Raw genomic sequence first — 24,622 nt, 5'->3', positions numbered from 1 at the left:
CCTTCGGCAGCTCCTACACAGTCATATGCAAATTCCGAGGAGCGGCCATGTCTTTAGCGGTGATTCAAATGGTCAGCCAGAGCGACGTGCCGGCCAATCTGGCCCAGGCCCGACGCCTGCTTGAACAGGCCGCCGCCGGCGGGGCGAAACTTGCGGTGTTGCCGGAAAACTTCGCCGCCATGGGCCGTCGTGACGTCGCCGATATCGGCCGCGCCGAGGCCTTGGGCGAAGGGCCGATCCTGCCCTGGTTGAAACAGACCGCCCGTGACCTCACCTTATGGATAGTCGCCGGCACATTGCCGTTGCCACCGTTGGGTCAACCCACGGCCAAAGCCAATGCCTGCTCGTTGTTGATCAATGAATACGGCGAGATCGTCGCGCGCTATGACAAGCTGCATCTGTTCGATGTCGATGTCGCCGACAATCGCGGCCAATACCGTGAATCCGATGACTATGCTTATGGCGGTAATGTAGTGGTGGCGGATACGCCGGTGGGGCGCGTCGGTCTGAGCGTGTGTTACGACTTGCGTTTCCCGGAGCTGTACAGTGAATTGCGTGCCGCCGGTGCCGAATTGATTACTGCACCGTCGGCCTTTACGGCCGTAACCGGCGCCGCGCACTGGGATGTACTGATCCGCGCGCGGGCCATCGAAACACAGTGTTATATCCTCGCGGCCGCACAGGGCGGCAGTCATCCAGGGCCACGCGAGACCTTCGGGCATGCGGCGATTGTCGACCCGTGGGGGCGTGTGCTGGCCCAGCAGGATCAAGGCGAGGCGGTGTTGCTGGCCGCCCGCGACAGCGATGAACAAGCGTCCATCCGGGCGCGCATGCCGGTGACGCGTCATCGGCGGTTTTTCTCGCAGGGCGCCCAGCGGCCTGCTTCAGAACACGAATTTAAGGCGTAAACCTATGAGCGAGTTGTTGTCCTCAGTCAGTGATCACCTGTTGGCACCCGGCGGTGTCACGATCGAGAGCCTGCAAGGCGTGCTCGGCGATCTGGCCGGGCCGGGCATCGATGCCGCCGACCTGTATTTCCAGGGCCAGATTTCCGAGTCATGGGCGCTGGAAGACGGCATCGTCAAGGAAGGCAGCTTCAACCTCGATCAGGGTGTCGGCGTGCGCGCGCAGTCCGGGGAGAAGACCGGTTTTGCCTACAGCAACGCGATCACCCTCGAAGCCCTCGGTGCTGCTGCCCGTGCTGCGCGCTCGATTTCCCGCGCCGGGCAGAACGGCACGGTGCAGGCGTTCAGCACCCAGGACGTCGCGCAACTGTACGCGCCGGATAATCCGCTGGAAGTGCTCAGCCGCGCGGAAAAAGTCGAGCTGCTCAAGCGTATCGACGTTGCTACCCGCGCGCTCGACCCACGGATTCAGCAAGTCAGCGTGAGCATGGCCGGGGTTTGGGAGCGAATTCTGGTGGCCTCGACGGACGGTGGCCTGGCTGCCGATGTGCGTCCGCTGGTGCGTTTCAATGTCAGCGTCATCGTCGAACAGAATGGCCGCCGCGAACGCGGCGGGCACGGCGGCGGTGGGCGTACCGATTACCGCTACTTCCTCGCCGAAGACCGCGCCATGGGTTATGCCCGTGAAGCGTTGCGTCAGGCGCTGGTCAATCTGGAAGCGATTCCGGCGCCGGCCGGTACCTTGCCGGTGGTGCTGGGTTCCGGCTGGTCCGGGGTGCTGTTGCACGAAGCGGTCGGCCATGGCCTGGAAGGCGATTTCAACCGCAAGGGCAGCTCGGCCTACAGCGGGCGCATGGGCGAAATGGTTGCCTCCAAGTTATGCACCATCGTCGATGACGGCACCTTGAGCGGCCGTCGCGGTTCGCTCAGCGTCGATGACGAAGGCACGCCGACCGAGTGCACCACGCTGATCGAAAACGGCGTACTCAAGGGCTATATGCAAGACAAGCTCAACGCGCGGCTGATGGGCGTGGCGCGCACCGGTAACGGTCGCCGCGAATCCTATGCGCACCTGCCGATGCCTCGGATGACCAACACCTACATGCTCGGCGGTGAAAGCGATCCGGCAGAAATCATCGCTTCGGTGAAGAAGGGCATCTACTGCGCCAACCTCGGCGGCGGTCAGGTCGACATCACCAGCGGCAAGTTCGTGTTCTCCACCAGCGAGGCTTATCTGATCGAGGACGGCAAGATTACTGCACCGGTCAAAGGCGCGACATTGATCGGCAATGGTCCCGAGGCGATGAGCCGGGTGTCGATGGTCGGTAACGATCTGGCGCTGGACAGCGGTGTGGGTACGTGTGGCAAGGATGGGCAGTCGGTGCCGGTGGGTGTCGGCCAGCCAACGCTGAAAATCGATGCGATCACCGTGGGTGGCACGGGCGCATAAGAACGGTGGGGCTTTCGGGTGGCGCGCAGGACGGCCACCCGGTGGCGATTTTCAACGCAGGCCGCGTTGAGTCTCGTCCAGCTCCCGAATGTATTTGAAGATCTTGCGGCTCGAAGCAGGCGGTTTGTTTTGCGCAACCTCATGCTGGGCCTGACGGATCAGGGAACGCAATTGCTGGCGATCGGCGTCCGGGTACTCGATGACGAATTTCTCCAGCACGGCGTCATCGCCCGCGATCAGGCGGTCACGCCAGCGTTCCAGATTATGGAAGCGCTCGTTGTACTGGCGAGTGGAGGCATCGAGTTGATCGAGCAGAGTCAGAATCGCGTCAGTGTCCTGGTCGCGCATCAGTTTGCCGATGAACTGCAAATGCCGTTTACGCGCGATGTTCGCGGTGTGCTTGGGCGCATCGGCCAATGCCCGGCGCAAAGCGTCGGTCAACGGCAGTTTGGCGACCAGATCAGGCTTGAGTGTGGTCAGGCGCTCGCCGAGGTCAACCAGCGCATGCAACTCGCGTTTGACCTGAGATTTGCTTTTTTCTCCCGTATCGAGGGAGTCGTCGTAAGAATCAACCATGGTGGCAGTCCGCAAAGAAACGCCGCCATGATAACCAGTCGGGGGCCGCTTGTCCGGCCCGGTCGCTCGATGACCCCAGCCGAAAGCAGAATTTGAGTGGAGATGAGCATGAGTGCAGTTCAAAGCGTCGGCCCGCAGGCATTGCCGGCACTGCAAGAACAGGTCGAGCAGATCATCGCCGAAGCCAAGCGCCAGGGCGCCAGCGCCTGTGAAGTCGCGGTGTCGCTGGAGCAGGGGCTGTCGACTTCGGTGCGTCAGCGCGAGGTCGAAACCGTTGAATTCAATCGTGATCAGGGTTTTGGCATTACCTTGTATGTCGGCCAGCGCAAAGGCTCGGCCAGCACCTCGGCCACCGGGCCGGAGGCGATTCGTGAAACCGTCGCAGCAGCACTGGCCATCGCCAAGCACACTTCCGAAGATGAAGCCTCGGGCCTCGCCGACGCCGCACTGATGGCCAGGGATGTGCAGGATTTCGACCTGTTCCACGAGTGGGACATTACCCCGGAGCAGGCCATCGAGAAGGCTTTGCTCTGCGAGGCGGCGGCGTTCGATGCTGATGCGCGGATCAAGAACGCCGACGGCACCACCCTCAGCACCCATCAGGGCTGCCGGGTGTATGGCAACAGCCACGGTTTCATCGGCGGCTACGCGTCGACCCGGCACAGCCTGAGCTGCGTGATGATCGCCGAAGCTGACGGCCAGATGCAGCGCGATTACTGGTACGACGTCAATCGCCAGGGCAGTTTGCTCGCCGATCCGGTGAGCATCGGCCAGCGTGCCGCGCAACGGGCGGCGAGCCGTCTGGGCGCGCGGCCGGTGCCGACCTGCGAAGTGCCGGTGCTGTTTTCCGCCGAACTGGCGGGCGGTCTGTTCGGCAGCTTCCTCTCGGCAGTATCCGGCGGCAGCCTGTATCGCAAATCGTCGTTTCTCGAAGGCACACTCGGGCAAAAGCTGTTCCCGGAATGGCTGACCATCGATGAGCGTCCGCATCTGATGCGCGCCATGGGCAGTGCTTCCTACGATGGTGACGGCTTGGCGACCTACGCCAAACCGTTCGTCGAAAAGGGCGAATTGGTCTCCTACATCCTCGGCACTTACTCCGGACGGAAACTGGGCATGCCGAGCACCGCCAACGCGGGCGGGGTGCACAACCTGTTCGTCACCCACGGTGATGAGGATCAGGCAGCGCTGTTGAAGCGCATGGGCCGAGGACTGCTGGTCACCGAATTGATGGGCCACGGCCTGAACATGGTCACCGGCGACTATTCGCGCGGTGCGGCGGGCTTCTGGGTCGAGAACGGCGAGATCCAGTTCGCTGTGCAGGAAGTGACCATCGCCGGCAACATGCGCGACATGTTCAAGCAGATTGTCGCGGTGGGTAATGATCTGGAGCTGCGCAGCAACATCCGCACCGGCTCGGTGTTGATCGAGCGGATGACTGTCGCCGGCAGCTAAGCCGCGAATTCGCCAACAAAAAAAGGCGTGCCCTCCGTTCTGGAAGGCGCGCCTTTTTTATTCGCTTCGCACAAATCCCCTGTGGGAGCGAGCCTGCTCGCGAAAGCGGTGGATCAGTTGTAAATGTGCTGACTGACACAGCGCATTCGCGAGCAGGCTCGCTCCCACAAGTGAGCAGCGCAAACTCGAGTGCTTGTGTTGGTTCTCATTATCATCTAATAATAAATCTCATCTCCGAACGAGTCCCGGATCATGAGTTCTGCCTTGCACGAGCAGCCCTACCTCGAAAGCTGGCGCTGGATGAGCCGCCAGATCCGTTGCGCATTGGATCCTGACGAACCGCGCCTGATCGAACACTACCTCGCCGAAGGGCGCTATCTCCCCTGTTGCACAGCCACTTCGCCCTGGACTGTCGCCGAAACGTCTTTCCGTCTGCTGCTCGATACCGCCACCGACATTGCGTTGCCGTGGCACTGGCGCAGCGTCTGTCTCGATCAAGCCTGGCGCCCCTTGCGTGAAATGGAGCGCCTGTCGCTATGCCAATGCCGCTTGCGGCGCTGGCAACGCTACACCTGGCAGCTCGCCACTTGCGAGTTGCAACCGTCGATTCCTCTCATTGATTTGCTGCAAGGACATTCGCATGACCAAGACACGTATTGAGCGCGACAGCATGGGCGAACTGCAGGTGCCGGTCGATGCGCTCTATGGCGCGCAGACCCAGCGCGCCGTGGACAACTTCCCGATCAGCGGCATACCGATGCCGACGCAGTTCATCCGCGCGCTGATCCTCGCCAAAGCCGCCGCTGCCCGGGCCAACGTTGAGCTGAACCAGATCAGCGCTGCGCAAGGCAAAGCCATCAGCGATGCCGCGCAAGGTCTGCTCGAAGGCGATTTCATGCAGCACTTCCCGGTGGATATCTTCCAGACCGGTTCCGGCACCAGCTCGAACATGAACGCCAACGAAGTGATCGCCACGCTGGCCAGTCGCATGCTCGGCGAGCCGGTCAACGCCAACGATCATGTCAACTGCGGGCAAAGCAGCAACGACATCATCCCGACCACCATCCACGTCAGCGCCGCGCTGGCCCTGCATGAACAATTGCTGCCGGCGCTGTTGCATCTGGTCCAGGCCATCGAGCGCAAGGCCGGGCAGGTGCATCATCATGTGAAGACCGGGCGCACCCACCTGATGGACGCGATGCCGGTGCGCATGAGCCAGGTGCTCAACGGCTGGGCACAGCAGCTCAAGGCCAATATCGGCCATCTGCAGGATTTGCTGCCAAGCCTGCAAGCGCTGGCGCAGGGCGGCACCGCGGTCGGCACCGGGATCAATGCGCATCCGGAGTTCGCCGCCCGATTCAGTCGGCATCTGAGCCAACTCACCGACGTGCAGTTCACCCCAGGCAAGGATCTGTTCGCGCTGATCGGCTCGCAGGACACCGCCGTCGCCGTTTCCGGCCAGCTCAAGGCCACCGCCGTGTCGCTGATGAAAATCGCCAATGACCTGCGCTGGATGAACTCTGGTCCGCTGGCCGGTCTCGGCGAAATCGAACTCGAAGCGCTGCAACCGGGTTCATCGATCATGCCCGGCAAGGTCAACCCGGTGATCCCGGAAGCCACTGCGATGGTCGCTGCGCAAGTGATCGGCAACGACTCGGTGATCACCGTGGCCGGTCAATCCGGCAACTTCGAACTGAACGTGATGCTGCCGATCATCGCGCACAACCTGCTGAGCAGCATCGAACTGCTGGCCAATTCCAGTCGCCTGCTCGGTGACAAGGCAATCGCTACTTTCAAGGTCAACGAATCGCGCTTGCAAGAAGCGTTGTCGCGCAACCCGATTCTGGTCACCGCGCTCAACCCCATCATCGGTTACCAGAAAGCCGCCGAAATCGCCAAGCAGGCCTACAAGGAAGGCCGCGCGGTGATCGACGTCGCTCTGGAACACACCGACCTGTCGCGCAGCCAACTGGAAGAGTTGCTCAACCCCGAGAAACTCACCGCCGGCGGCGTGTAAACCCCGCAACCGCTTTGGAGGCTCACCATGGAGCACTGGAAACGCACGATCGAACGGGCCAATCGCTGCTTCATGCTGGGCGAACTGATCGACGCCCGTGAGGCTTACCTGCAAGCCCTGGCCCTGGCGCAAGTGTTGTTCGAACGCTGGGCGGATGCCGACGAAGCGGTGGCGGCCTGCGTCGTCTCTCATCACAACCTCGCCGACCTGCATTTGCGCCTGAACCAACCGGAGGAGAGCGCCGAATACCTGTGCGCTATCCATCAACGTTTGTTGCAGACCATGCAGGACGAACGCCTGCGCCCGGCCCTGCGTGAAGCGGCGTTACGCCAGAGCAGCAAGACCTACGTCGAGCTGCTGAATTTCATCAGCGAGCACGGCGAATACCCGCGCACCCAGCGTCTGCTGCATCCAGACACCGGCAATGCTCGCCGCGCCTCAAATCCCCATCAGTATGGAGTCCACTGAAATGGCTTTTACCTTGCCTGCCTTGCCCTACGCCTACGATGCCCTCGAGCCGCACATCGATGCGCAGACCATGGAAATCCATTACACCAAGCATCACCAGACCTACATCAACAACCTCAACGCAGCCGTGGAAGGCACCGAGTTCGCCGAGTGGCCGGTGGAAAAACTCGTCGCCAGCGTTCAGCAACTGCCGGAAAAGCTTCGCGCGGCGGTGATCAATCAGGGCGGCGGTCACGCCAATCATTCGCTGTTCTGGGAAGTGATGGTGCCCAACGGTGGCGGCAAACCTGACGGCGAGCTGGCCAAGGCCATCGATGAGCAACTGGGCGGACTCGACAGTTTCAAGGACGCGTTCACCAAAGCCGCGCTGACCCGTTTCGGCAGCGGCTGGGCCTGGCTCAGCGTGACCCCGGAGAAAAAACTGGTCGTGGAAAGCAGCGGCAATCAGGACAGCCCGTTGATGAACGGCAATACCCCAATCCTCGGTCTCGACGTCTGGGAACACGCCTACTACCTGCGTTACCAGAACCGTCGCCCGGAATACATCAACGCGTTCTACAACGTGATCAACTGGCCGGAAGTTGCTGCGCGCTATCAGGCCGCACTGGTTTAAGCCTTCCATAAAAACAATCAGGGCTGACTATGGGCACGGAAACACTGGCGATTGCCAGCGGGCGCATGTTTCGTTACGCGGTGGGCTCGCTGTTGCTGCTGGCGGGGATGGCTTTGCTGGTCGCCCACGGTTTGCAGTGGCTGAATCTGGAACCGCGGCTGTTGCGCGCCTTGCAGGGCGGTGCCATCTGCGCGTTGGGCACGGCGCTTGGCGCCGTGCCGGTGCTGGTGATCCGGCGCATGCCGCAGGCACTCAGCGATACCTTGCTTGGGTTTGGTGCCGGGGTGATGCTGGCGGCGACGGCGTTTTCGTTGATCGTGCCGGGGATCGCTGCGGCCGAAAGTCTTGGTCTGACGCCGTGGGCCGCCAGTAGCCTGACCTGCTTCGGCATCCTGCTCGGCGCGTTCGGTCTGTATCTGGTGGATCGGCGCGTTTCGGGTGCCTCGCCGGAGATGCTCGTCGGCACGCTGGAGCATCCGGTGATTCCACCGCGAATCTGGCTGTTCGTGTTCGCCATCATCGCGCACAACATTCCGGAAGGCATGGCGGTTGGCGTATCTGCCGGCGGCGGGATGACGGACGCCGACAGCCTGGCGATGGGCATCGCTCTGCAGGATGTGCCGGAAGGGCTGGTGATTGCGTTGGTGCTGGCCGGGGCAGGGATGTCGCGGGTCAGGGCATTTTTGATTGGCGCGGCGTCTGGGCTGGTCGAACCGGTATTTGCACTGTTATGCGCGTGGCTGGTGAGTCTGGCTCAAGTGCTGTTGCCGCTGGGGCTGGCGTTGGCGGCCGGGGCGATGTTGCTGGTGGTGACCCACGAAGTGATTCCGGAGTCGCGTCGTCATGGGCATGACAAGCTGGCCAGTCTGGGCCTGTTGGTCGGGTTTTGTCTGATGATGGTGATGGATACGGCGTTGGGGTGAATGGAGGCGAGGAACAGTGTCCCCGCCTCGAGGATTATTCACCTTCGTCGAAATACCTTTCGATCAGATCGACCAATGCGTCCATGGCTTCCTGAGCCTGTTCGCCTTCGGTGCTCAAATGGATTTTGGTGCCTTTACCCGCCGCGAGCATCATCATTGCCATGATGCTCTTGCCGTCGACAGTCGTTTCAGGTGTGCGTCCCACTCTGATCGTGCAGTCTGGATACTGACCCGCCACGCCGACGAATTTGGCCGATGCCCGAGCATGCAGGCCCAGCTTATTGATGATTTCGATTTCACGAGCAGGCATCGCGGTGTGAATCCTTTAGGTGAGGTCGCGGTGGCGAACCTGGACGTTCTTCAGGGTTTTCTGCAGGGCCTGACCCAGACGTTCGGTCAGGTAGACGGAGCGGTGGTGCCCGCCGGTGCAGCCGATGGCAATGGTCACGTAAGCGCGGTTGCTGGCGGCGAAACGTGGCAGCCACTTGTTCAGGTAGGCGTAGATGTCCTGATACATTTCTTCGACATCCGGCTGCTGCGCCAGGTACTCCGCCACCGGTGCATCAAGGCCCGACTGCGCACGAAGCTCCGGTTTCCAGTACGGATTGGGCAGGCAGCGCACATCGAAGACCAGATCGGCATCGACCGGCATGCCGCGCTTGAAGCCAAATGATTCAACCAGAAACGCCGTGCCGGGCTCCGGCTGATTCAACAGGCGCAACTTCAGGGTATCGCGCAGTTGATACAGATTGAGGTTGGTGGTGTTGATTTTCAGGTCAGCCAGATCGGCGATCGGGCCGAGCAGGGCGGTTTCATCGTGAATTGCCTCGGCCAGTGAGCGATTGGCGTTGCTCAGCGGGTGACGACGACGGGTCTCGGAAAAACGCTTGAGCAGGGTTTCCTCGTCGGCGTCCAGGTACAGCACATCGCACTTGATATGCTTGGCACGCACGTCTTCAAGCAGTTCAGGGAAGCGTGACAGATGGCTGGGCAGGTTGCGCGCATCGATCGACACGGCGACCAGCGGCTGCGCCAGTTCCGTGTGAATCAGCGCCCGCTCGGCCAGTTCCGGCAGCAAACCGGCCGGCAGATTGTCGATGCAGTAGTAGCCGTTGTCCTCAAGGACATTCAGGGCGGTACTTTTACCCGAGCCCGAACGGCCACTGACAATGATCAAACGCATGATTAGTGCCCGTTCTGCTCGTCCAGTACAACCTGGTACAAGGCTTCGTTGCTCGCGGCGCTGCGCAGTTTTTCACGAACTTCCTTGCGGTCGAGCATGCTGGCGATCTGGCGCAGCAACTCCAGATGCGCATCGGTCGCGGCTTCCGGGACCAGCAGCACGAACAGCAGGTCGACCGGAGCGCCGTCGATGGCGTCGAAATCGATTGGCGCTTCAAGATGCAGCAGGGCACTGACAGGCGCCGTGCAGCCCTTGAGGCGGCAGTGAGGAATGGCGATGCCGTTGCCAAAACCGGTAGAACCGAGTTTTTCACGGGCGATCAACGCCTCAAAGACATCCTGCATCGCCAGATCCGGCACTTCGCGGTGGATCAGGTTGGCAATATGTTCGAGGGCTTTTTTCTTGCTGCCGCCCGGCGCGTTCACTTGGGAACGGCCGGGGGTCAGGATGGTTTCAAGTCGGATCATGGGATAGGGGGGTTAACGACCGGTCGCGCCCTGGAGGAGGCTCTGGGTCTTTTCCTTATGCTTTTTGAGTTGGCGATCCAGCTTGTCGGTGAGTGAGTCGATCGCAGCATACATGTCGGTATCTTCTGCGTTGGCGACCACTTCGCTGCCGGGGATATGCAAGGTGGCTTCGATCTTCTGCTTCAGCTTTTCGACGCACATCGTGACTTGCACGTTGGTGATCTTGTCGAAATGTCGCTCCAGTCGTTGGAGTTTTTCCTCGATGTAGGAACGCAGAGGTTGGGTCACTTCCAGTTGGTGTCCACTGATGTTGACTTGCATACAGCTTCTCCTTCGTTGCCAGTGCATAAAGCGGCAGGCCGAAAAGCCTGCCACTGGAACGCTGTAACGTGGCTTACATCAACCGCTTGCGTTCGCTCGAAGGCGCGATTCCGAGGGATTCGCGGTACTTGGCGACGGTGCGGCGAGCCACCTGAATGCCTTGTGCCTCCAGTAAACCAGCGATCTTGCTGTCACTCAACGGCTTTTTCTGATTTTCCGCTGCGACCAGTTTTTTGATGATCGCGCGGATCGCCGTGGACGAGCATTCGCCGCCTTCGGAGGTGCTGACGTGGCTGGAGAAAAAGTATTTCAGCTCATAAATACCGCGCGGGGTATGCATGAATTTCTGTGTGGTCACCCGGGAAATCGTCGATTCGTGCATGCCGACCGCTTCGGCGATGTCATGCAATACCAACGGCTTCATCGCTTCGTCGCCGTATTCGAGGAAGCCGCGCTGATGTTCGACGATCTGCGTGGCCACTTTCATCAGGGTTTCGTTGCGGCTCTGCAGGCTCTTGATGAACCAGCGGGCTTCCTGCAACTGGTTGCGCATGAAGGTGTTGTCGGCGCTGGTGTCGGCACGCTTAACAAACCCGGCGTACTGGGCATTGACGCGCAGGCGTGGCACCGATTCCTGGTTCAGCTCGACCAGCCAGCGCTCGTTGTCCTTGCGCACGATCACATCGGGAATGACGTATTCGGCTTCGGTTGATTCGATCTGCGAGCCCGGACGCGGATTGAGGCTCTGTACCAGCTCGATGACCTGGCGCAGCTCGTCTTCCTTGAGCTTCATCCGGCGCATTAGCTGGCTGTAATCGCGGCTGCCCAGCAGGTCGATGTAATCGGCGACCAGCCGCTTGGCCTCGGTCAGCCACGGCGTCTTCGCGGGCAGCTGGCGCAGTTGCAGGAGCAGGCATTCGCTGAGGTTGCGGGCGCCGATACCGGCGGGCTCGAATTGCTGGATGCGATGCAGGACGGCTTCGATCTCGTCGAGCTCGATGTCCAGTTCAGGATCGAACGCCTCAAGAATTTCTTCGAGTGTTTCGTCCAGATAGCCCTGATTGTTGATGCAGTCGATCAGGGTCACGGCGATCAGGCGATCGGTGTCGGACATCGGCGCCAGGTTCAGTTGCCAGAGCAGATGGCTTTGCAGGCTCTCGCCGGCCGAGGTGCGGGTGGTGAAATCCCACTCGTCGTCATCGCTGCTGGGCAGGCTGCTCGCGCTGGTCTGGTAGACGTCTTCCCAGGCGGTATCCACCGGCAGTTCGTTGGGGATGCGCTCGTTCCATTCGCCATCCTCGAGGTTGTCCACCGTCGGGGCGGTTTCCTGGTAGGAGGGTTCCTGGATTTCGGCGGGCTTCTGTTCGGCGTTGTCGGCCAGAGGATCGGCGTTGTCGAAGTCGTCGCCTTCTTCCTGGCGTTCGAGCATCGGATTGGATTCCAGAGCCTCCTGGATCTCCTGTTGCAGGTCCAGGGTCGACAATTGGAGCAGGCGGATGGCCTGTTGCAGCTGCGGTGTCATCGTCAGCTGCTGGCCCATTCTCAAGACTAGCGATGGTTTCATGGCAGGGGCTTAACACCTTATTCGCCGGCGCTTTGCGCCATCCACTACAGGGCGCCGAAGCGCCAAACTTAAGCAAATTATATGCCTGAAACTGAAGTGTTTGCCTAGAGCGCTGTAACAATTAAAGCGGATAAATGCGCCTTGAATCGATACAGCGCTGTCGCGCTTACAGGCGGAACTCGTGACCCAGATACACTTCCTTGACCAGATCGTTGGCCAGGATGGTTTCGGCATCGCCTTCAGCGATCAGTTGACCGTCGTTGACGATGTAAGCGGTTTCGCAGATGTCCAGCGTCTCACGGACGTTGTGGTCGGTGATCAGCACACCGATGCCCTTGGCCTTGAGGTGATGGATGATCTGCTTGATGTCGCCGACCGAGATCGGGTCGACACCGGCGAACGGTTCGTCGAGCAGGATGAACTTCGGCGCAGTGGCCAACGCGCGAGCAATTTCCACTCGGCGGCGTTCACCACCGGACAGGCTCATGCCGAGGTTGTCGCGGATGTGGCTGATGTGGAATTCCTGCAGCAGGCTTTCCAGCTCCTTGCGACGGCCGGCCTTGTCGAGTTCCGGGCGGGTCTCGAGGATCGCCATGATGTTGTCGGCGACCGACAGTTTGCGGAAGATCGACGCTTCTTGCGGCAGATAGCCGATACCGGCCTTGGCGCGGCCGTGCATCGGCTGATGGCTGACGTCCAGATCATCGATCAGCACGCGGCCCTGATCCGCCTGCACCAGGCCGACGATCATGTAGAAACAGGTCGTCTTGCCGGCGCCGTTCGGACCGAGCAGGCCGACGATCTGCCCGCTGTCGATCGACAGGCTGACGTCACGCACGACCTGGCGGCTTTTATAGGCCTTGGCCAGGTGCTGAGCTTTCAGAGTTGCCATTACTGGGATTTCTCTTCGGTTTTCTTCTTCGGCTGGATCACCATGTCGATGCGCGGACGCGATTCGGTGACCTTGCTGCCCGTGGCGCGACCGGCGCTGGCCAGTTTCTTCACGGTGTCGTAGACGATTTTTTCGCCCTGGGTGACGTTGTTATCCTTGTCGATAACCTTGGCCTTGTCGATCAGCACCACCCGGTTCTGCTGGGCGTGGTATTGAATCGTCACGCCGTAGCCCTTGACTGGGTTGGCGTCGCCCTGGGTCTGCAGCTGCTCGAAGTAAGCCAGGTTGCCCACCGAGGTCACCACGTCGATGTCGCCATTGGGCGCGCGAGTCATGGTCACTGTGTTGCCTTTGACGATCATCGAACCCTGGGTAATGATCACGTCACCTTTATAGGTGGCGATGCCATTCTTGTCGTCCAGTTGCGCGTCGTCGGCCTGAATGCGGATAGGCTGCTGCTGATCGTTCGGCAGGGACCAGGCGCTCGCGCTTCCCAGTGCTGCGCCCAGACTGAGCAAAATAGGGAGGGTTTTAACGAGCCTCATACTGTCCTCTTACGTTCGATTGCAGGTGTATCCTGCTTTCCTTCAGGTACGCTTTCATTCCGACGCCAGTCGATACACCGCCAGCGCCCTCGATTCTAACGGGTTGCGCAGTCTGCGCATATTCCTGCTGCGGGAACACGGTCATGCGGGTGCTGGTGATCAGGGTGCCGCGCTGTTTCTCGTCGGTGCGCTGTACGCGTACCGAGTCGATCAATTCCACTTCGGTACCGCCCGAATTCACTTCGCCGCGCTCACTGGTCACGTGCCATGGGAAGTCGGTGCCGCGGTACATGTTCAAATCAGGCTTGGTCACCAGGGTGATATCGGTAGCCTTGACGTGCTCGGCCTTGTCGGAAGTCATCTCGTACTGCACCTTACCGTCGGGCAGGTACTGAATGGTATGCGTGTTGGTCGCGTACCAGTCGATCGGATTCTCGGCCGCCGAAAGCGGTGGCTTGTCGAGGAAGCGTTCCGGGCTGATGTTCCAATAGCCGACCGCAGCGAAAATCGCCGCGATGCAGCCGAACAGCAGGAAGTTGCGAAACTTTTTGCTAAACATGGTCAGGCTCACAGGTACGCGGCGTTGGCCGCTTCAAGGCGGCCCTGGGCGCGCAGGATCAATTCGCAGAATTCGCGGGCGGCACCTTCGCCGCCGCGGGCGCGGGTAACCCCGTGGGCGTGTTCGCGGACAAAGTCGGCAGCGTTGGCCACCGCCATGCCCAGCCCTACACGGCGGATTACCGGCAAGTCTGGCAGATCGTCACCGAGATAGGCGACTTCTTCATAGCTCAGGCCCAGTTGTCCGAGCAGGCCGTCGAGCACCACCAGTTTGTCTTCGCGCCCCTGAAACAGGTGCGGGATGCCGAGGTTTTTCGCGCGGCGCTCGACCACCGGGGTTTTGCGGCCACTGATGATCGCCGTTTGCACGCCGGCATTCATCAGCATTTTGATGCCCTGGCCGTCGAGGGTGTTGAAGGTCTTGAACTCGCTGCCGTCTTCGAGGAAGTACAGGCGGCCGTCGGTGAGCACACCGTCGACGTCGAACACTGCCAGTTTGATTGCTTTGCCGCGTTGCAGCAGATCGTTGCTCATTACATGACTCCTGCGCGCAGCAGATCGGAGAGGTTGAAGGCGCCGATCGGGCGATCCTCCTCGTCGACGACTACCAGGGCGTTGATTCGATGGTCTTCCATGATTTTCAGGGCTTCGGCGGCGAGCATGTCGGGCCGGGCGGTCTTGCCGTGGGCGGTCATCACCTGATCGATGGTGGCGCTGCGAATGTCGATGGCACGATCCAGGGTGCGGCGCAGATCGCCGTCAGTGAAGATCCCGGCGAGCTTGCCATCGGCTTCAATAATAGCGGTCATGCCCAGACCCTTGCGGGTCATTTCCATCAGCGCGTCTTTGAGCAGGGTGCCGCGTTGTACTTGCGGCAGCTCCTGCCCGGCGTGCATGACGTTTTCCACTTTCAGCAGCAGGCGACGGCCAAGGGCGCCACCCGGATGCGAGAAGGCAAAGTCTTCAGCGGTGAAACCACGCGCTTCCAGCAAGGCCACGGCGAGGGCATCGCCCATGACCAGTGCTGCAGTAGTAGAAGAAGTCGGCGCCAGATTCAACGGGCAGGCTTCGTGCTCGACATGCACATTGAGATTGACCTCGGCGGCCTTCGCCAAGGGCGACTGCGGGTTGCCGGTAACGCTGATCAACTGGATGCCCAGGCGTTTGATCAATGGCAGCAGCGTTACGATTTCGTTGGTCGAGCCGGAGTTCGACAGTGCCAGAATCACGTCGTCGCGGGTGATCATGCCCATGTCGCCATGGCTGGCTTCGGCCGGATGCACGAAAAACGCCGGGGTGCCGGTGCTGGCCAGGGTGGCGGCGATCTTGTTGCCGACGTGCCCGGATTTGCCCATGCCGACCACGACGACGCGGCCCTTGCTGGCCAGAATCATCTCGCAAGCGCGTACGAAATCGGCGTCGATATGGGCCATCAAGCCTTGGACGGCTTCCACTTCGAGGCGGATGGTGCGTTGTGCCGACTGAATCAGGTCGCGGGTTTTGCTCATGTCAGAATCGTATGGGCCGATGAAAAGGCGGCGATTATAGCGGTTATGTGGCAAAGCCTCACGCAAGTTCGTCGTGCTTTGTCATTACTGGTTACCAAAACACTCTGAAAGTCGCTGCGACCCTCATGTGTCGGCGATTCTGGCCGGGTTCTCGCTTGGGCGCTCAGCCTTTGCAGTGATATAGTTCGCCGCCAGTTCGGCCTGCCCGGGATGCAGGTGTTTCCGAGGAAAGTCTGGCATCCCAGTGAGAGGCTGCATCGCAAGGAGTTTAGATGAGTGCCGATAACGCCTACGCGGTCGAGCTGAAGGGAGTCTCCTTCAAGCGCGGTGCGCGGAGCATTTTCAATAACGTCGATATCCGCATCCCCCGCGGCAAGGTCACCGGCATCATGGGGCCTTCCGGCTGCGGCAAGACCACGCTGCTGCGCCTGATGGGCGCACAGTTGCGGCCGTCCAGCGGTGAAGTCTGGGTCAACGGGCAGAATCTGCCGACGCTGTCGCGCAGTGATCTGTTCGATGCGCGGAAGCACATGGGCGTGCTGTTTCAGAGCGGTGCGCTGTTCACTGACCTTGATGTGTTCGAGAACGTGGCCTTCCCGCTGCGGGTGCACACGCAACTGCCGGAAGACATGATCCGCGACATCGTCCTGCTCAAATTGCAGGCAGTGGGTCTGCGTGGCGCCATCGATCTGATGCCGGACGAACTGTCCGGCGGCATGAAGCGCCGCGTGGCGCTGGCCCGGGCGATTGCCCTCGATCCGCAGATTCTCATGTACGACGAGCCCTTCGTGGGCCAGGACCCGATCGCCATGGGCGTGCTGGTGCGCCTGATCCGCCTGCTCAACGATGCCCTGGGCATCACCAGCATCGTGGTCTCGCACGATCTTGCAGAAACCGCGAGCATTGCCGACTACATCTATGTAGTGGGCGATGGTCAGGTGCTGGGCCAAGGCACACCGGATGAGCTGATGAAATCCGATGACCCGCGTATCCGCCAGTTCATGACCGGTGATCCCGATGGCCCGGTGCCGTATCACTTTCCAGCGACGGATTACCGCGCAGATCTTCTGGGGAAGCGCTGATGCGCAGAATTTCATTGATGGAACGCGTGCGTCGGTTCGGCGAATCGGCGATCGACGCGGTCGCGGTGTTTGGTCGGGCGACCCTGTTCCTGTTTCACGCCCTGCTGGGCCGTGGCGGTATCAGCGGTGGTTTCGGCCTGCTGGTCAAGCAGCTGCATTCGGTCGGCGTCATGTCGCTGGTGATCATCGTGGTCTCCGGCATTTTCATCGGCATGGTCCTGGCGTTGCAGGGCTTCAGCATTCTTTCCAGCTATGGTTCAGAGCAGGCGGTGGGGCAGATGGTCGCCCTGACGCTGCTGCGTGAACTGGGGCCGGTTGTCACCGCGTTGCTGTTTGCCGGGCGCGCCGGTTCGGCGTTGACCGCCGAGATCGGCAACATGAAATCCACCGAGCAGTTGTCCAGCCTGGAAATGATCGGTGTCGATCCGCTCAAGTACATCATTGCCCCGCGCCTGTGGGCCGGCTTCATTTCCCTGCCGGTGCTGGCGATGATCTTCAGCGTCGTCGGCATCTGGGGCGGTTCGTGGGTCGCAGTCGACTGGCTGGGCGTTTATGAAGGCTCGTACTGGGCGAACATGCAGAACAGCGTGAATTTCACCAGTGACGTGCTCAATGGCGTGATCAAGAGTGTCGTTTTCGCCTTTGTGGTGACCTGGATCGCCGTATTCCAAGGCTATGACTGTGAGCCCACTTCCGAGGGGATCAGTCGTGCCACCACCAAGACCGTGGTGTTTGCCTCGCTGGCAGTGCTCGGCCTGGACTTTATTCTGACCGCTTTGATGTTTGGAGATTTCTGATGCAAAACCGCACCCTGGAAATCGGTGTCGGCCTGTTCCTGCTGGCAGGGATCCTGGCTTTGCTGCTGCTCGCCTTGCGCGTCAGCGGCCTGTCTCCGACTTCGTCCACCGACACTTACAAGTTGTATGCGTATTTCGACAATATCGCCGGTCTGACGGTCAGAGCCAAAGTGACCATGGCCGGTGTGACCATCGGCAAGGTCACCGCTATCGATCTGGATCGCGACAGCTTCACCGGTCGGGTCACGCTGCAAGTGGATAAGAAGGTCGACAACCTGCCGGTCGATTCCACAGCGTCTATCCTCACCGCGGGTCTGCTGGGCGAGAAATACATCGGTATCAGCGTCGGCGGTGAAGACACCCAGTTGAAAGACGGTGGAACCATCCACGACACGCAGTCGTCACTGGTACTGGAAGACCTGATCGGTAAATTCCTGCTCAATACCGTTAGCAAAGACGCCAAATGAGGAGCTTTTGAATGATCTCTATCTTGCGACGTGGCCTGTTGGTGTTGCTCGCGGCCCTGCCGTTGATGGCTAACGCTGCACCGGGGCAATCGGCTCATGACCTGATTCAGGACACCACGAACCGGATGCTTGCCGACTTGCAGGCAAACAAAGAGAAGTACAAGCAGGATCCGCAGGATTTCTATGCGGCGCTGAACAACATTGTCGGCCCGGTGGTGGATGCCGAGGGCATCTCCAAAAGCATCATGACCGTGAAGTATTCGCGCAAGGCCACGCCTGAGCAGATGCAGCGCTTTCAGGAAAACTTCAAGCGTGGTCTGTTCCAGTTCTACGGTAACGCTCTGCTGGAATACAACAACCAGGGCATCACCGTTGACCCGGCCAAAGACGAATCGGGCGAGCGCACCAGCGTCAACATGACCGTCAAGGGCAGCAACGGCGCGATCTATCCGGTGCAGTACACGCTTGAGAAGATCAGCGGCGAGTGGAAGCTGCGTAACGTGATCATCAACGGCATCAACATCGGCAAGCTGTTCCGTGACCAGTTCGCCGACGCCATGCAGCGCAATGGCAACGATCTGGACAAGACCATCGATGGCTGGGCCGGTGAAGTGGCCAAGGCCAAGCAGGAAACCGACAAAGCCGCCGCGAAGCCAGCGCAATGAGTGAGGCGGCAGTTCGTATGAGTGATGTCGACGAGCTGGTGCTCAGCGGCGTGTTGGATTACCGCACCGCGCCTGAGCTGCGCAAGGAAGGACAGGCGCTGATCAAGTCGAGCAAGGCGTCGGCGCTGGTCATCGATTGTTCGGCGGTGCAGAAGTCCAGCAGCGTCGGCCTGTCGTTGCTGCTGTGCTTCATGCGTGATGCACAGGCGGCCGGCAAGGCCGTCAGCATCCGCGCGATGCCCGAAGACATGCGCGAAATCGCTCAGGTCAGTGAACTGACCGAGCTGTTGGCGCATCCCTGAACCAGCATCTATAAAGAAGCCCCCCGTCAGAGTCCTGCGTTGCGGGGTTCGCAGGCGCGGGGCTTTTTTGTATGATGTCCGACCCGTGCGCACAGGGCGCCGATTGAGGTTGAGCATGCAGGCCGTAGAAGTGAAGAGCTTCCTTGAAGGAAAGCTGCCAGGAACGCTGGTAGAAGTTGAAGGCGAAGGCTGCAACTTCCAGCTGAACGTGATCAGCGATGAACTGGCGGCGTTGAGCCCGGTGAAGCGTCAGCAGCAGGTCTATGCCCATTTGAACCCATGGATCGTCGATGGCAGCATCCATGCGGTCACTATGAAATTTTTCAGCAGCACGGCCTGGGCCGAGCGCACCTGAGCCCTAGGGCGTCGAGATACTAATGGATAAATTGATTATTACCGGTGGCGCTCGTCTCGATGGCGAGATCCGCATTTCCGGCGCGAAGAACTCCGCCCTGCCGATTCTGGCCGCGACGTTGCTGTGCGATGGCCCGGTTACCGTTGGCAACCTGCCGCACCTGCACGACATCACCACCATGATCGAGCTGTTCGGGCGCATGGGCATTGAGCCGGTGATCGACGAGAAGCTCAGCGTCGAAATCGACCCACGTACCATCAAGACCCTGATCGCGCCGTACGAACTGGTGAAAACCATGCGCGCGTCGATCCTTGTGCTCGGCCCGATGGTCGCGCGTTTCGGTGAAGCCGAAGTCGCACTGCCTGGCGGTTGCGCCATTGGTTCGCGTCCGGTCGACCTGCACATCCGCGGTCTGGAAGCCATGGGCGCGGTCATCGACGTCGAAGGCGGCTACATCAAGGCCAAGGCGCCTGAAGGCGGCCTGCGCGGCGCACACTTCTTCTTCGACACCGTCAGCGTGACCGGTACCGAGAACATCATGATGGCCGCTGCACTGGCCAAAGGCCGCAGCGTGTTGCAGAACGCCGCTCGCGAACCTGAAGTGGTCGACCTGGCGAACTTCCTCAATGCCATGGGCGCCAAGGTTTCCGGTGCTGGCACCGACACCATCACCATTGATGGCGTCGAGCGTCTGGGTTCGGCGTTCTACAAGGTCATGCCTGACCGTATCGAAACCGGCACCTACCTGGTCGCCGCTGCCGTCACCGGTGGTCGCGTCAAGGTCAAGGACACCGATCCGACCATCCTCGAAGCGGTGCTGGAAAAGCTGCGTGAAGCCGGTGCGGAAATCACCTGCGGTGAAGACTGGATCGAGCTGAACATGCACGGCAAGCGCCCGAAAGCGGTCAACGTGCGCACCGCGCCGTACCCGGCGTTCCCGACCGACATGCAGGCCCAGTTCATCTCGCTCAACGCCATTGCCGAAGGCACCGGTGCGGTGATCGAGACGATCTTCGAAAACCGTTTCATGCACGTGTACGAACTGCACCGCATGGGCGCGCACATCCAGGTTGAAGGCAACACTGCCATCGTCACCGGTATCGAGAAGCTCAAGGGCGCGCCAGTCATGGCCACCGACCTGCGCGCATCGGCCAGCCTGGTGATTTCGGCGCTGGTTGCCGAAGGCGACACGCTGATCGACCGCATCTACCACATAGACCGTGGTTACGAGTGCATCGAAGAAAAACTGCAAATGCTGGGTGCCAAGATCCGCCGCGTTCCGGGCTGACCGCTGCATCGGGACACAAGGACGTGTCCACTGAATTCGTTTCGAGTCGAGGGTGTACGCACCCTCGATGTGTGTCCGGCGCCGATTGCGACCGGGCATGAGTACCTTGATAAGGACTGACGTTTCCCATGTTGACCATCGCACTGTCCAAGGGCCGCATCCTTGACGACACCCTGCCGCTTCTCGCTGAAGCGGGCATCGTGCCGACCGAGAATCCGGACAAGAGCCGCAAGCTGATCATTCCCACGACCCAGGACGACGTGCGTCTGCTGATCGTGCGTGCCACCGACGTGCCGACCTATGTCGAGCATGGCGCGGCCGACCTCGGCGTCGCCGGTAAGGACGTGCTGATGGAATACAGCGGCCAGGGCCTGTACGAGCCGCTGGACCTGCAGATCGCCCAGTGCAAGCTGATGACCGCCGGCAAGATCGGCGCGGCCGAGCCCAAGGGCCGTCTGCGCGTGGCGACCAAGTTCGTCAACGTTGCCAAGCGTTATTACGCCGAGCAGGGCCGTCAGGTCGACATCATCAAGCTGTACGGCTCGATGGAGCTGGCGCCGCTGATCGGCCTGGCCGACAAGATCATCGACGTGGTCGACACCGGCAACACCCTGCGCGCCAACGGCCTGGAGCCACAGGAACTGATCGCCACGATCAGCTCGCGTCTGGTGGTCAACAAGGCTTCGATGAAAATGCAGCACGCCCGAATCCAGGCGTTGATCGACACCCTGCGCAACGCAGTGGAATCGCGACACCGCGGCTGATCTACCAGCGCGGCCCGAGGCCGCGCCGTCTATCCGCCTCATAGCCAGAATTCTCAGGTGCCCAAGCGGATCGAATGCTAGTTTCGGGCGCCTGAGTTTTTTTGCCAATTCCTATGAGGCTCTCGCTATGACCGCACCGACTGCAATTCGCCGACTCAACGCTGCTGACCCGGATTTCGCGCATCATCTGGATCATCTGCTGAGCTGGGAAAGTGTGTCTGACGACTCGGTCAATCAGCGCGTGCTCGACATCATCAAGGCTGTGCGCGAGCGCGGTGACGCGGCGCTGGTCGAATTCACCCAGAAGTTCGACGGTCTTGAAGTCGCCTCGATGGCCGACCTGATCCTGCCGCGCGAGCGCCTTGAACTGGCCCTGACCCGCATCACTGTGCCGCAACGCGAGGCTCTGGAAAAAGCCGCCGCCCGCGTGCGCAGCTATCACGAAAAACAGAAGCAGGATTCCTGGAGCTACACCGAGGCTGACGGCACAGTGCTGGGCCAGAAGGTCACGCCACTGGATCGCGCAGGCCTTTACGTGCCGGGCGGCAAGGCCTCGTATCCGTCGTCGGTATTGATGAACGCGATTCCGGCCAAGGTGGCCGGCGTGACCGAAGTGGTCATGGTCGTGCCGACCCCGCGCGGTGAAATCAACGAGCTGGTGCTGGCCGCTGCCTGCATCGCCGGTGTCGACCGCGTGTTCACCATCGGCGGCGCGCAAGCGGTTGCCGCCCTGGCGTACGGCACCGAAAGCGTGCCGCGCGTCGATAAAGTGGTCGGCCCGGGCAACATCTATGTGGCCACGGCCAAGCGCCATGTGTTCGGCCAGGTCGGCATCGACATGATCGCCGGCCCTTCGGAAATTCTTGTGGTGTGCGACGGCCAGACCGATCCGGACTGGATTGCCATGGACCTGTTCTCCCAGGCCGAGCACGACGAAGACGCGCAAGCGATTCTGGTCAGCCCCGACGCCGAGTTCCTCGACAAGGTGGCCGCGAGCATCGACAAACTGCTGCCGACCATGGACCGCGCGACCATCATCGAAACTTCGATCAATGGCCGAGGTGCGCTGATTCAGGTGAGCGACATGGCCCAGGCCATCGAAGTCGCCAACCGCATCGCCCCGGAACACCTGGAATTGTCGGTCGCTGATCCACAAGCCTGGCTGCCGCAGATCCGCCACGCCGGTGCGATCTTCATGGGCCGCCACACTTCCGAAGCGTTGGGCGACTACTGCGCCGGCCCGAACCACGTGTTGCCGACTTCCGGCACCGCGCGTTTCTCCTCGCCGCTGGGCGTCTACGACTTCCAGAAGCGCTCGTCGATCATCTTCTGCTCCGAGGCCGGCGCTTCCGAGCTGGGCAAAACTGCATCGGTACTGGCCCGTGGTGAATCGCTGAGCGCCCACGCACGCAGCGCCGAATACCGCATCAAAGACCAAGACTTTCTGAAAGGGCAGGGGAACTGAGCGATGAGTAAATTCTGGAGCCCGTTCGTCAAGGATCTGGTGCCCTACGTGCCGGGCGAACAGCCGAAGCTGACCAGACTGGTCAAGCTCAATACCAACGAAAATCCGTATGGCCCGTCGCCAAAAGCGCTGGCGGCGATGCAAGCCGAGCTCAACGACAACCTGCGCCTGTATCCGGACCCGAACAGTGATCTGCTGAAAAACGCCGTTGCCGAATATTACGGCGTGCAAACCAGTCAGGTGTTCCTCGGCAACGGTTCGGACGAAGTGCTCGCGCACATCTTTCACGGCTTGCTGCAACACGATCAGCCGCTGCTGTTCCCGGACATCAGCTACAGCTTCTATCCGGTTTACTGCGGTCTGTACGGCATTGAATTCGACGCGGTGCCGCTGGATGCGCAGTTCCAGATCAACCCGGCCGATTACGCCAAACCGAATGGCGGGATCATTTTCCCCAACCCGAACGCCCCGACCGGATGCCTGCTGGCGCTGGACGCGGTCGAGCAAATCCTCAAGGCCAGTCCTGATTCGGTCGTAGTCGTGGATGAGGCGTACATCGACTTCGGCGGCGAGACGGCGATCATTCTGGTGGACCGCTATCCGAATCTGCTGGTGACGCAGACGCTGTCCAAGTCACGCTCGCTGGCCGGCCTGCGTGTCGGTCTGGCGGTAGGGCATCCGGACCTGATCGAAGCGCTGGAGCGGATCAAGAACAGCTTCAACTCCTATCCACTGGATCGTCTGGCGATTGTCGGCGCGGCGGCGGCTTTTGCCGATCGCGAGTATTTCGACAAGACCTGTCGTCAGGTGATCGAGAGCCGCGAATGGGTGGTGGCGCAGTTGCAGGCCAAGGGCTTTGAAGTGCTGCCGTCGGCGGCCAACTTCATCTTCGCTCGCCACCCGCAGCATGATGCGGCGGGCCTGGCGGCCAAGCTGCGCGAGCAGGGCGTGATCGTGCGGCACTTCAAGCAGGAGCGGATTGCGCAGTTCCTGCGGATATCGGTGGGGACGCCTGAGCAGAATCAGGCGTTGATCAACGGCCTTGGCGACCTCTAAAAGCAAAAGCCCCTCACCCTAGCCCTCTCCCAGAGGGAGAGGGGACTGACCGAGGCGCACTTTAGAGTTGCACCGACGTGAGATACCGAGTCGAACTCCAGTGTTGAAAAGCAAACAGATCGGCTCCCTTTCCCCCTCGCCCCCTTGGGGGAGAGGGCTGGGGTGAGGGGGATGGTATTCAGATCGAACATGGATTTTGAAAACGACCCTTGCTCACTCGTGATGCGGCTCGCCAAGGAAGGTCAGTGAGGTAAACAAACCTCTACTTTCCACATCCACACTGTCCTTCACCGGCACTTCAACCTGCGCCGCAATCACATTCAACCCTTCATTACGCACCAGCACCTGCGCACGCCCATCCTTGTCGGTCTCGGTGCTCAGGGTGTTTGGCGCGCTGCGATAGTCGCCATACAACTTCACCCCCGCCGCCGGTTTGCCATCGAGCAGCACCCGCACCGGTAACGATTTACCCGGCCCGACCGTCAACGGATCGACCTCCGGCAGGATCAGCAGTTTGATCTGATCGAGTTTCGGCAACTTCGCCCCTGGCTGATAAATCGCCAGGCTGTACTTGAACGTCTGCGTGGCCTCGGTGGCGCCGGGTACTTTGCTGCGTCCTTCGTTGATCCACTTCTTGTCCGCCGTCTGCGACCACATGCCGTTGTTCAGCGCCACGGCCATCAGCGCCGGCGGCTTCAATGGTTTCAAACGGGCATGATCGGCCAGGCGCTCGACGCTGACCGGGATCATTTTGCCGCTTGCGTCATAAGCCCAGGCACCGCTGATTTTCTGCGCCTTGAAGGCGTTGTCTTCGGCGCCGTGGCCGTAGATCACTTCGATGTTGCCGCGTCGTTCCTCTGTCCACAGGCCGTGGGCTGACACCTGACCGGTGAACAGCGCAGCGATGAGCAGAAGGGATTTGCCGTAGTGCATGGT

At 60.7% G+C, this 24,622-nt stretch carries 30 protein-coding genes; 18 read left to right on the top strand and 12 right to left on the bottom strand.

Translation table 11 applies throughout. From position 1 onward, the window contains the following. Positions 1-47 precede the first annotated feature (47 nt). Positions 48-908 (top strand): carbon-nitrogen hydrolase family protein, encoded by an 861-nt coding sequence (locus ND528_RS24860; protein WP_110603717.1) that lies wholly within the window; start codon positions 48-50, stop codon positions 906-908. 4 nt (positions 909-912) lie between these two features. Then, complete coding sequence (gene tldD / locus ND528_RS24855) at positions 913-2,355, top strand: metalloprotease TldD (RefSeq protein WP_093104683.1); 1,443 nt, start codon at positions 913-915, stop codon at positions 2,353-2,355. A 51-nt stretch (positions 2,356-2,406) separates the two neighbouring features. Here the strand turns inward: tldD and yjgA are convergent, their stop codons facing one another. Then, positions 2,407-2,931, bottom strand: a complete 525-nt coding sequence (yjgA, locus tag ND528_RS24850) for a ribosome biogenesis factor YjgA (protein WP_016771692.1) — start codon at positions 2,929-2,931, stop codon at positions 2,407-2,409. Between the two features lie 108 nt (positions 2,932-3,039). Here yjgA and pmbA point away from each other — a divergent pair, with 108 nt between their 5' ends. The 6 genes from pmbA to ND528_RS24820 all read left to right on the top strand — a co-directional run bounded on the left by pmbA (position 3,040) and on the right by ND528_RS24820 (position 8,407). Then, entirely contained in the window at positions 3,040-4,386 is a 1,347-nt protein-coding gene (pmbA, locus tag ND528_RS24845; protein ID WP_024011613.1) for a metalloprotease PmbA, read from the top strand. Positions 4,387-4,638: 252 nt separating this feature from the next. After that, complete coding sequence (locus tag ND528_RS24840) at positions 4,639-5,046, top strand: FagA protein (protein ID WP_263471428.1); 408 nt, start codon at positions 4,639-4,641, stop codon at positions 5,044-5,046. Further along, positions 5,027-6,403 carry a class II fumarate hydratase gene (locus ND528_RS24835; protein WP_263471427.1) on the top strand — a complete coding sequence of 459 codons (1,377 nt, stop codon included), beginning with the start codon at positions 5,027-5,029 and terminating at the stop codon, positions 6,401-6,403. Before ND528_RS24840 ends, ND528_RS24835 begins: the two co-directional genes overlap by 20 nt. A 27-nt stretch (positions 6,404-6,430) precedes the next feature. Next, positions 6,431-6,871 carry a hypothetical protein gene (locus tag ND528_RS24830; protein ID WP_016771688.1) on the top strand — a complete coding sequence of 147 codons (441 nt, stop codon included), beginning with the start codon at positions 6,431-6,433 and terminating at the stop codon, positions 6,869-6,871. Between the two features lies 1 nt (position 6,872). Beyond that, the gene (locus ND528_RS24825; RefSeq protein ID WP_263471426.1) at positions 6,873-7,484 is read left to right on the top strand and encodes a superoxide dismutase; all 612 of its coding nucleotides are present in this window, start codon (positions 6,873-6,875) and stop codon (positions 7,482-7,484) included. 29 nt (positions 7,485-7,513) lie between these two features. Next, a complete protein-coding gene (locus tag ND528_RS24820; protein ID WP_130910550.1) occupies positions 7,514-8,407 on the top strand; it encodes a ZIP family metal transporter in 894 nt (297 codons plus the stop codon). 34 nt (positions 8,408-8,441) lie between these two features. Here ND528_RS24820 and ND528_RS24815 read toward each other — a convergent pair whose 3' ends face one another. The 10 genes from ND528_RS24815 to ND528_RS24770 form a co-directional block, all read right to left on the bottom strand. Then, entirely contained in the window at positions 8,442-8,717 is a 276-nt protein-coding gene (locus ND528_RS24815) for an HPr family phosphocarrier protein (protein ID WP_016771685.1), read from the bottom strand. Between the two features lie 15 nt (positions 8,718-8,732). Further along, on the bottom strand, positions 8,733-9,590 hold the full coding sequence (gene rapZ / locus ND528_RS24810; protein ID WP_076565860.1) for an RNase adapter RapZ: 858 nt from the start codon (positions 9,588-9,590) through the stop codon (positions 8,733-8,735). A gap of 2 nt (positions 9,591-9,592) precedes the next feature. After that, positions 9,593-10,057 carry a PTS IIA-like nitrogen regulatory protein PtsN gene (gene ptsN / locus ND528_RS24805; protein WP_130910549.1) on the bottom strand — a complete coding sequence of 155 codons (465 nt, stop codon included), beginning with the start codon at positions 10,055-10,057 and terminating at the stop codon, positions 9,593-9,595. Positions 10,058-10,069: 12 nt separating this feature from the next. Further along, entirely contained in the window at positions 10,070-10,378 is a 309-nt protein-coding gene (gene hpf / locus ND528_RS24800) for a ribosome hibernation-promoting factor, HPF/YfiA family (protein WP_007912419.1), read from the bottom strand. 73 nt (positions 10,379-10,451) lie between these two features. Next, the gene (locus ND528_RS24795) at positions 10,452-11,942 is read right to left on the bottom strand and encodes an RNA polymerase factor sigma-54 (protein WP_016771682.1); all 1,491 of its coding nucleotides are present in this window, start codon (positions 11,940-11,942) and stop codon (positions 10,452-10,454) included. 166 nt (positions 11,943-12,108) lie between these two features. Next, positions 12,109-12,834 carry an LPS export ABC transporter ATP-binding protein gene (gene lptB / locus ND528_RS24790; RefSeq protein WP_024011621.1) on the bottom strand — a complete coding sequence of 242 codons (726 nt, stop codon included), beginning with the start codon at positions 12,832-12,834 and terminating at the stop codon, positions 12,109-12,111. Continuing rightward, on the bottom strand, positions 12,834-13,379 hold the full coding sequence (gene lptA / locus ND528_RS24785) for a lipopolysaccharide transport periplasmic protein LptA (RefSeq protein WP_016771679.1): 546 nt from the start codon (positions 13,377-13,379) through the stop codon (positions 12,834-12,836). The genes lptB and lptA overlap by 1 nt, the downstream gene beginning before the upstream one ends. Continuing rightward, a complete protein-coding gene (gene lptC, locus ND528_RS24780) occupies positions 13,366-13,938 on the bottom strand; it encodes an LPS export ABC transporter periplasmic protein LptC (RefSeq protein WP_212615326.1) in 573 nt (190 codons plus the stop codon). The genes lptA and lptC overlap by 14 nt, the downstream gene beginning before the upstream one ends. Positions 13,939-13,946: 8 nt before the next feature. Further along, the gene (locus ND528_RS24775) at positions 13,947-14,471 is read right to left on the bottom strand and encodes a KdsC family phosphatase (protein WP_212615327.1); all 525 of its coding nucleotides are present in this window, start codon (positions 14,469-14,471) and stop codon (positions 13,947-13,949) included. Further along, the gene (locus ND528_RS24770; RefSeq protein WP_041477981.1) at positions 14,471-15,445 is read right to left on the bottom strand and encodes a KpsF/GutQ family sugar-phosphate isomerase; all 975 of its coding nucleotides are present in this window, start codon (positions 15,443-15,445) and stop codon (positions 14,471-14,473) included. Before ND528_RS24770 ends, ND528_RS24775 begins: the two co-directional genes overlap by 1 nt. Positions 15,446-15,717: 272 nt before the next feature. On the opposite strand from ND528_RS24770, the gene ND528_RS24765 reads away from it, so the two are divergent. From ND528_RS24765 to hisC, 10 genes are all read left to right on the top strand, one after another. After that, a complete protein-coding gene (locus ND528_RS24765) occupies positions 15,718-16,527 on the top strand; it encodes an ATP-binding cassette domain-containing protein (RefSeq protein ID WP_212615328.1) in 810 nt (269 codons plus the stop codon). Then, a complete protein-coding gene (mlaE, locus tag ND528_RS24760) occupies positions 16,527-17,324 on the top strand; it encodes a lipid asymmetry maintenance ABC transporter permease subunit MlaE (protein WP_016771674.1) in 798 nt (265 codons plus the stop codon). Before ND528_RS24765 ends, mlaE begins: the two co-directional genes overlap by 1 nt. Continuing rightward, a complete protein-coding gene (gene mlaD, locus ND528_RS24755; RefSeq protein WP_016771673.1) occupies positions 17,324-17,791 on the top strand; it encodes an outer membrane lipid asymmetry maintenance protein MlaD in 468 nt (155 codons plus the stop codon). Before mlaE ends, mlaD begins: the two co-directional genes overlap by 1 nt. A gap of 11 nt (positions 17,792-17,802) precedes the next feature. After that, on the top strand, positions 17,803-18,456 hold the full coding sequence (locus tag ND528_RS24750; protein ID WP_110603726.1) for an MlaC/ttg2D family ABC transporter substrate-binding protein: 654 nt from the start codon (positions 17,803-17,805) through the stop codon (positions 18,454-18,456). Then, positions 18,453-18,758, top strand: coding sequence for an STAS domain-containing protein (locus ND528_RS24745; protein WP_263471425.1), 306 nt, complete (start codon positions 18,453-18,455; stop codon positions 18,756-18,758). Before ND528_RS24750 ends, ND528_RS24745 begins: the two co-directional genes overlap by 4 nt. 115 nt (positions 18,759-18,873) lie before the next feature. Beyond that, positions 18,874-19,113, top strand: a complete 240-nt coding sequence (locus ND528_RS24740) for a BolA family protein (RefSeq protein ID WP_137215495.1) — start codon at positions 18,874-18,876, stop codon at positions 19,111-19,113. A gap of 22 nt (positions 19,114-19,135) precedes the next feature. Next, positions 19,136-20,401 (top strand): UDP-N-acetylglucosamine 1-carboxyvinyltransferase, encoded by a 1,266-nt coding sequence (murA, locus tag ND528_RS24735; RefSeq protein WP_016771669.1) that lies wholly within the window; start codon positions 19,136-19,138, stop codon positions 20,399-20,401. A gap of 128 nt (positions 20,402-20,529) precedes the next feature. Then, on the top strand, positions 20,530-21,165 hold the full coding sequence (hisG, locus tag ND528_RS24730; RefSeq protein ID WP_016771668.1) for an ATP phosphoribosyltransferase: 636 nt from the start codon (positions 20,530-20,532) through the stop codon (positions 21,163-21,165). A 127-nt stretch (positions 21,166-21,292) separates the two neighbouring features. Continuing rightward, complete coding sequence (gene hisD, locus ND528_RS24725; RefSeq protein ID WP_056782950.1) at positions 21,293-22,630, top strand: histidinol dehydrogenase; 1,338 nt, start codon at positions 21,293-21,295, stop codon at positions 22,628-22,630. A gap of 3 nt (positions 22,631-22,633) precedes the next feature. After that, complete coding sequence (gene hisC / locus ND528_RS24720) at positions 22,634-23,686, top strand: histidinol-phosphate transaminase (protein ID WP_263471424.1); 1,053 nt, start codon at positions 22,634-22,636, stop codon at positions 23,684-23,686. 213 nt (positions 23,687-23,899) lie between these two features. Here hisC and ND528_RS24715 read toward each other — a convergent pair whose 3' ends face one another. Then, on the bottom strand, positions 23,900-24,619 hold the full coding sequence (locus ND528_RS24715) for a DUF4198 domain-containing protein (RefSeq protein ID WP_263471423.1): 720 nt from the start codon (positions 24,617-24,619) through the stop codon (positions 23,900-23,902). Between the last annotated feature and the right edge of the window lie 3 nt (positions 24,620-24,622).

This window comes from Pseudomonas mercuritolerans, from assembly GCF_025706525.1.
Classification (GTDB): Bacteria; Pseudomonadota; Gammaproteobacteria; order Pseudomonadales; family Pseudomonadaceae; genus Aquipseudomonas; species Aquipseudomonas mercuritolerans.
Note: the sequence above shows the minus strand (reverse complement) of the source record. Positions and strands in the feature narration are given on the sequence as shown.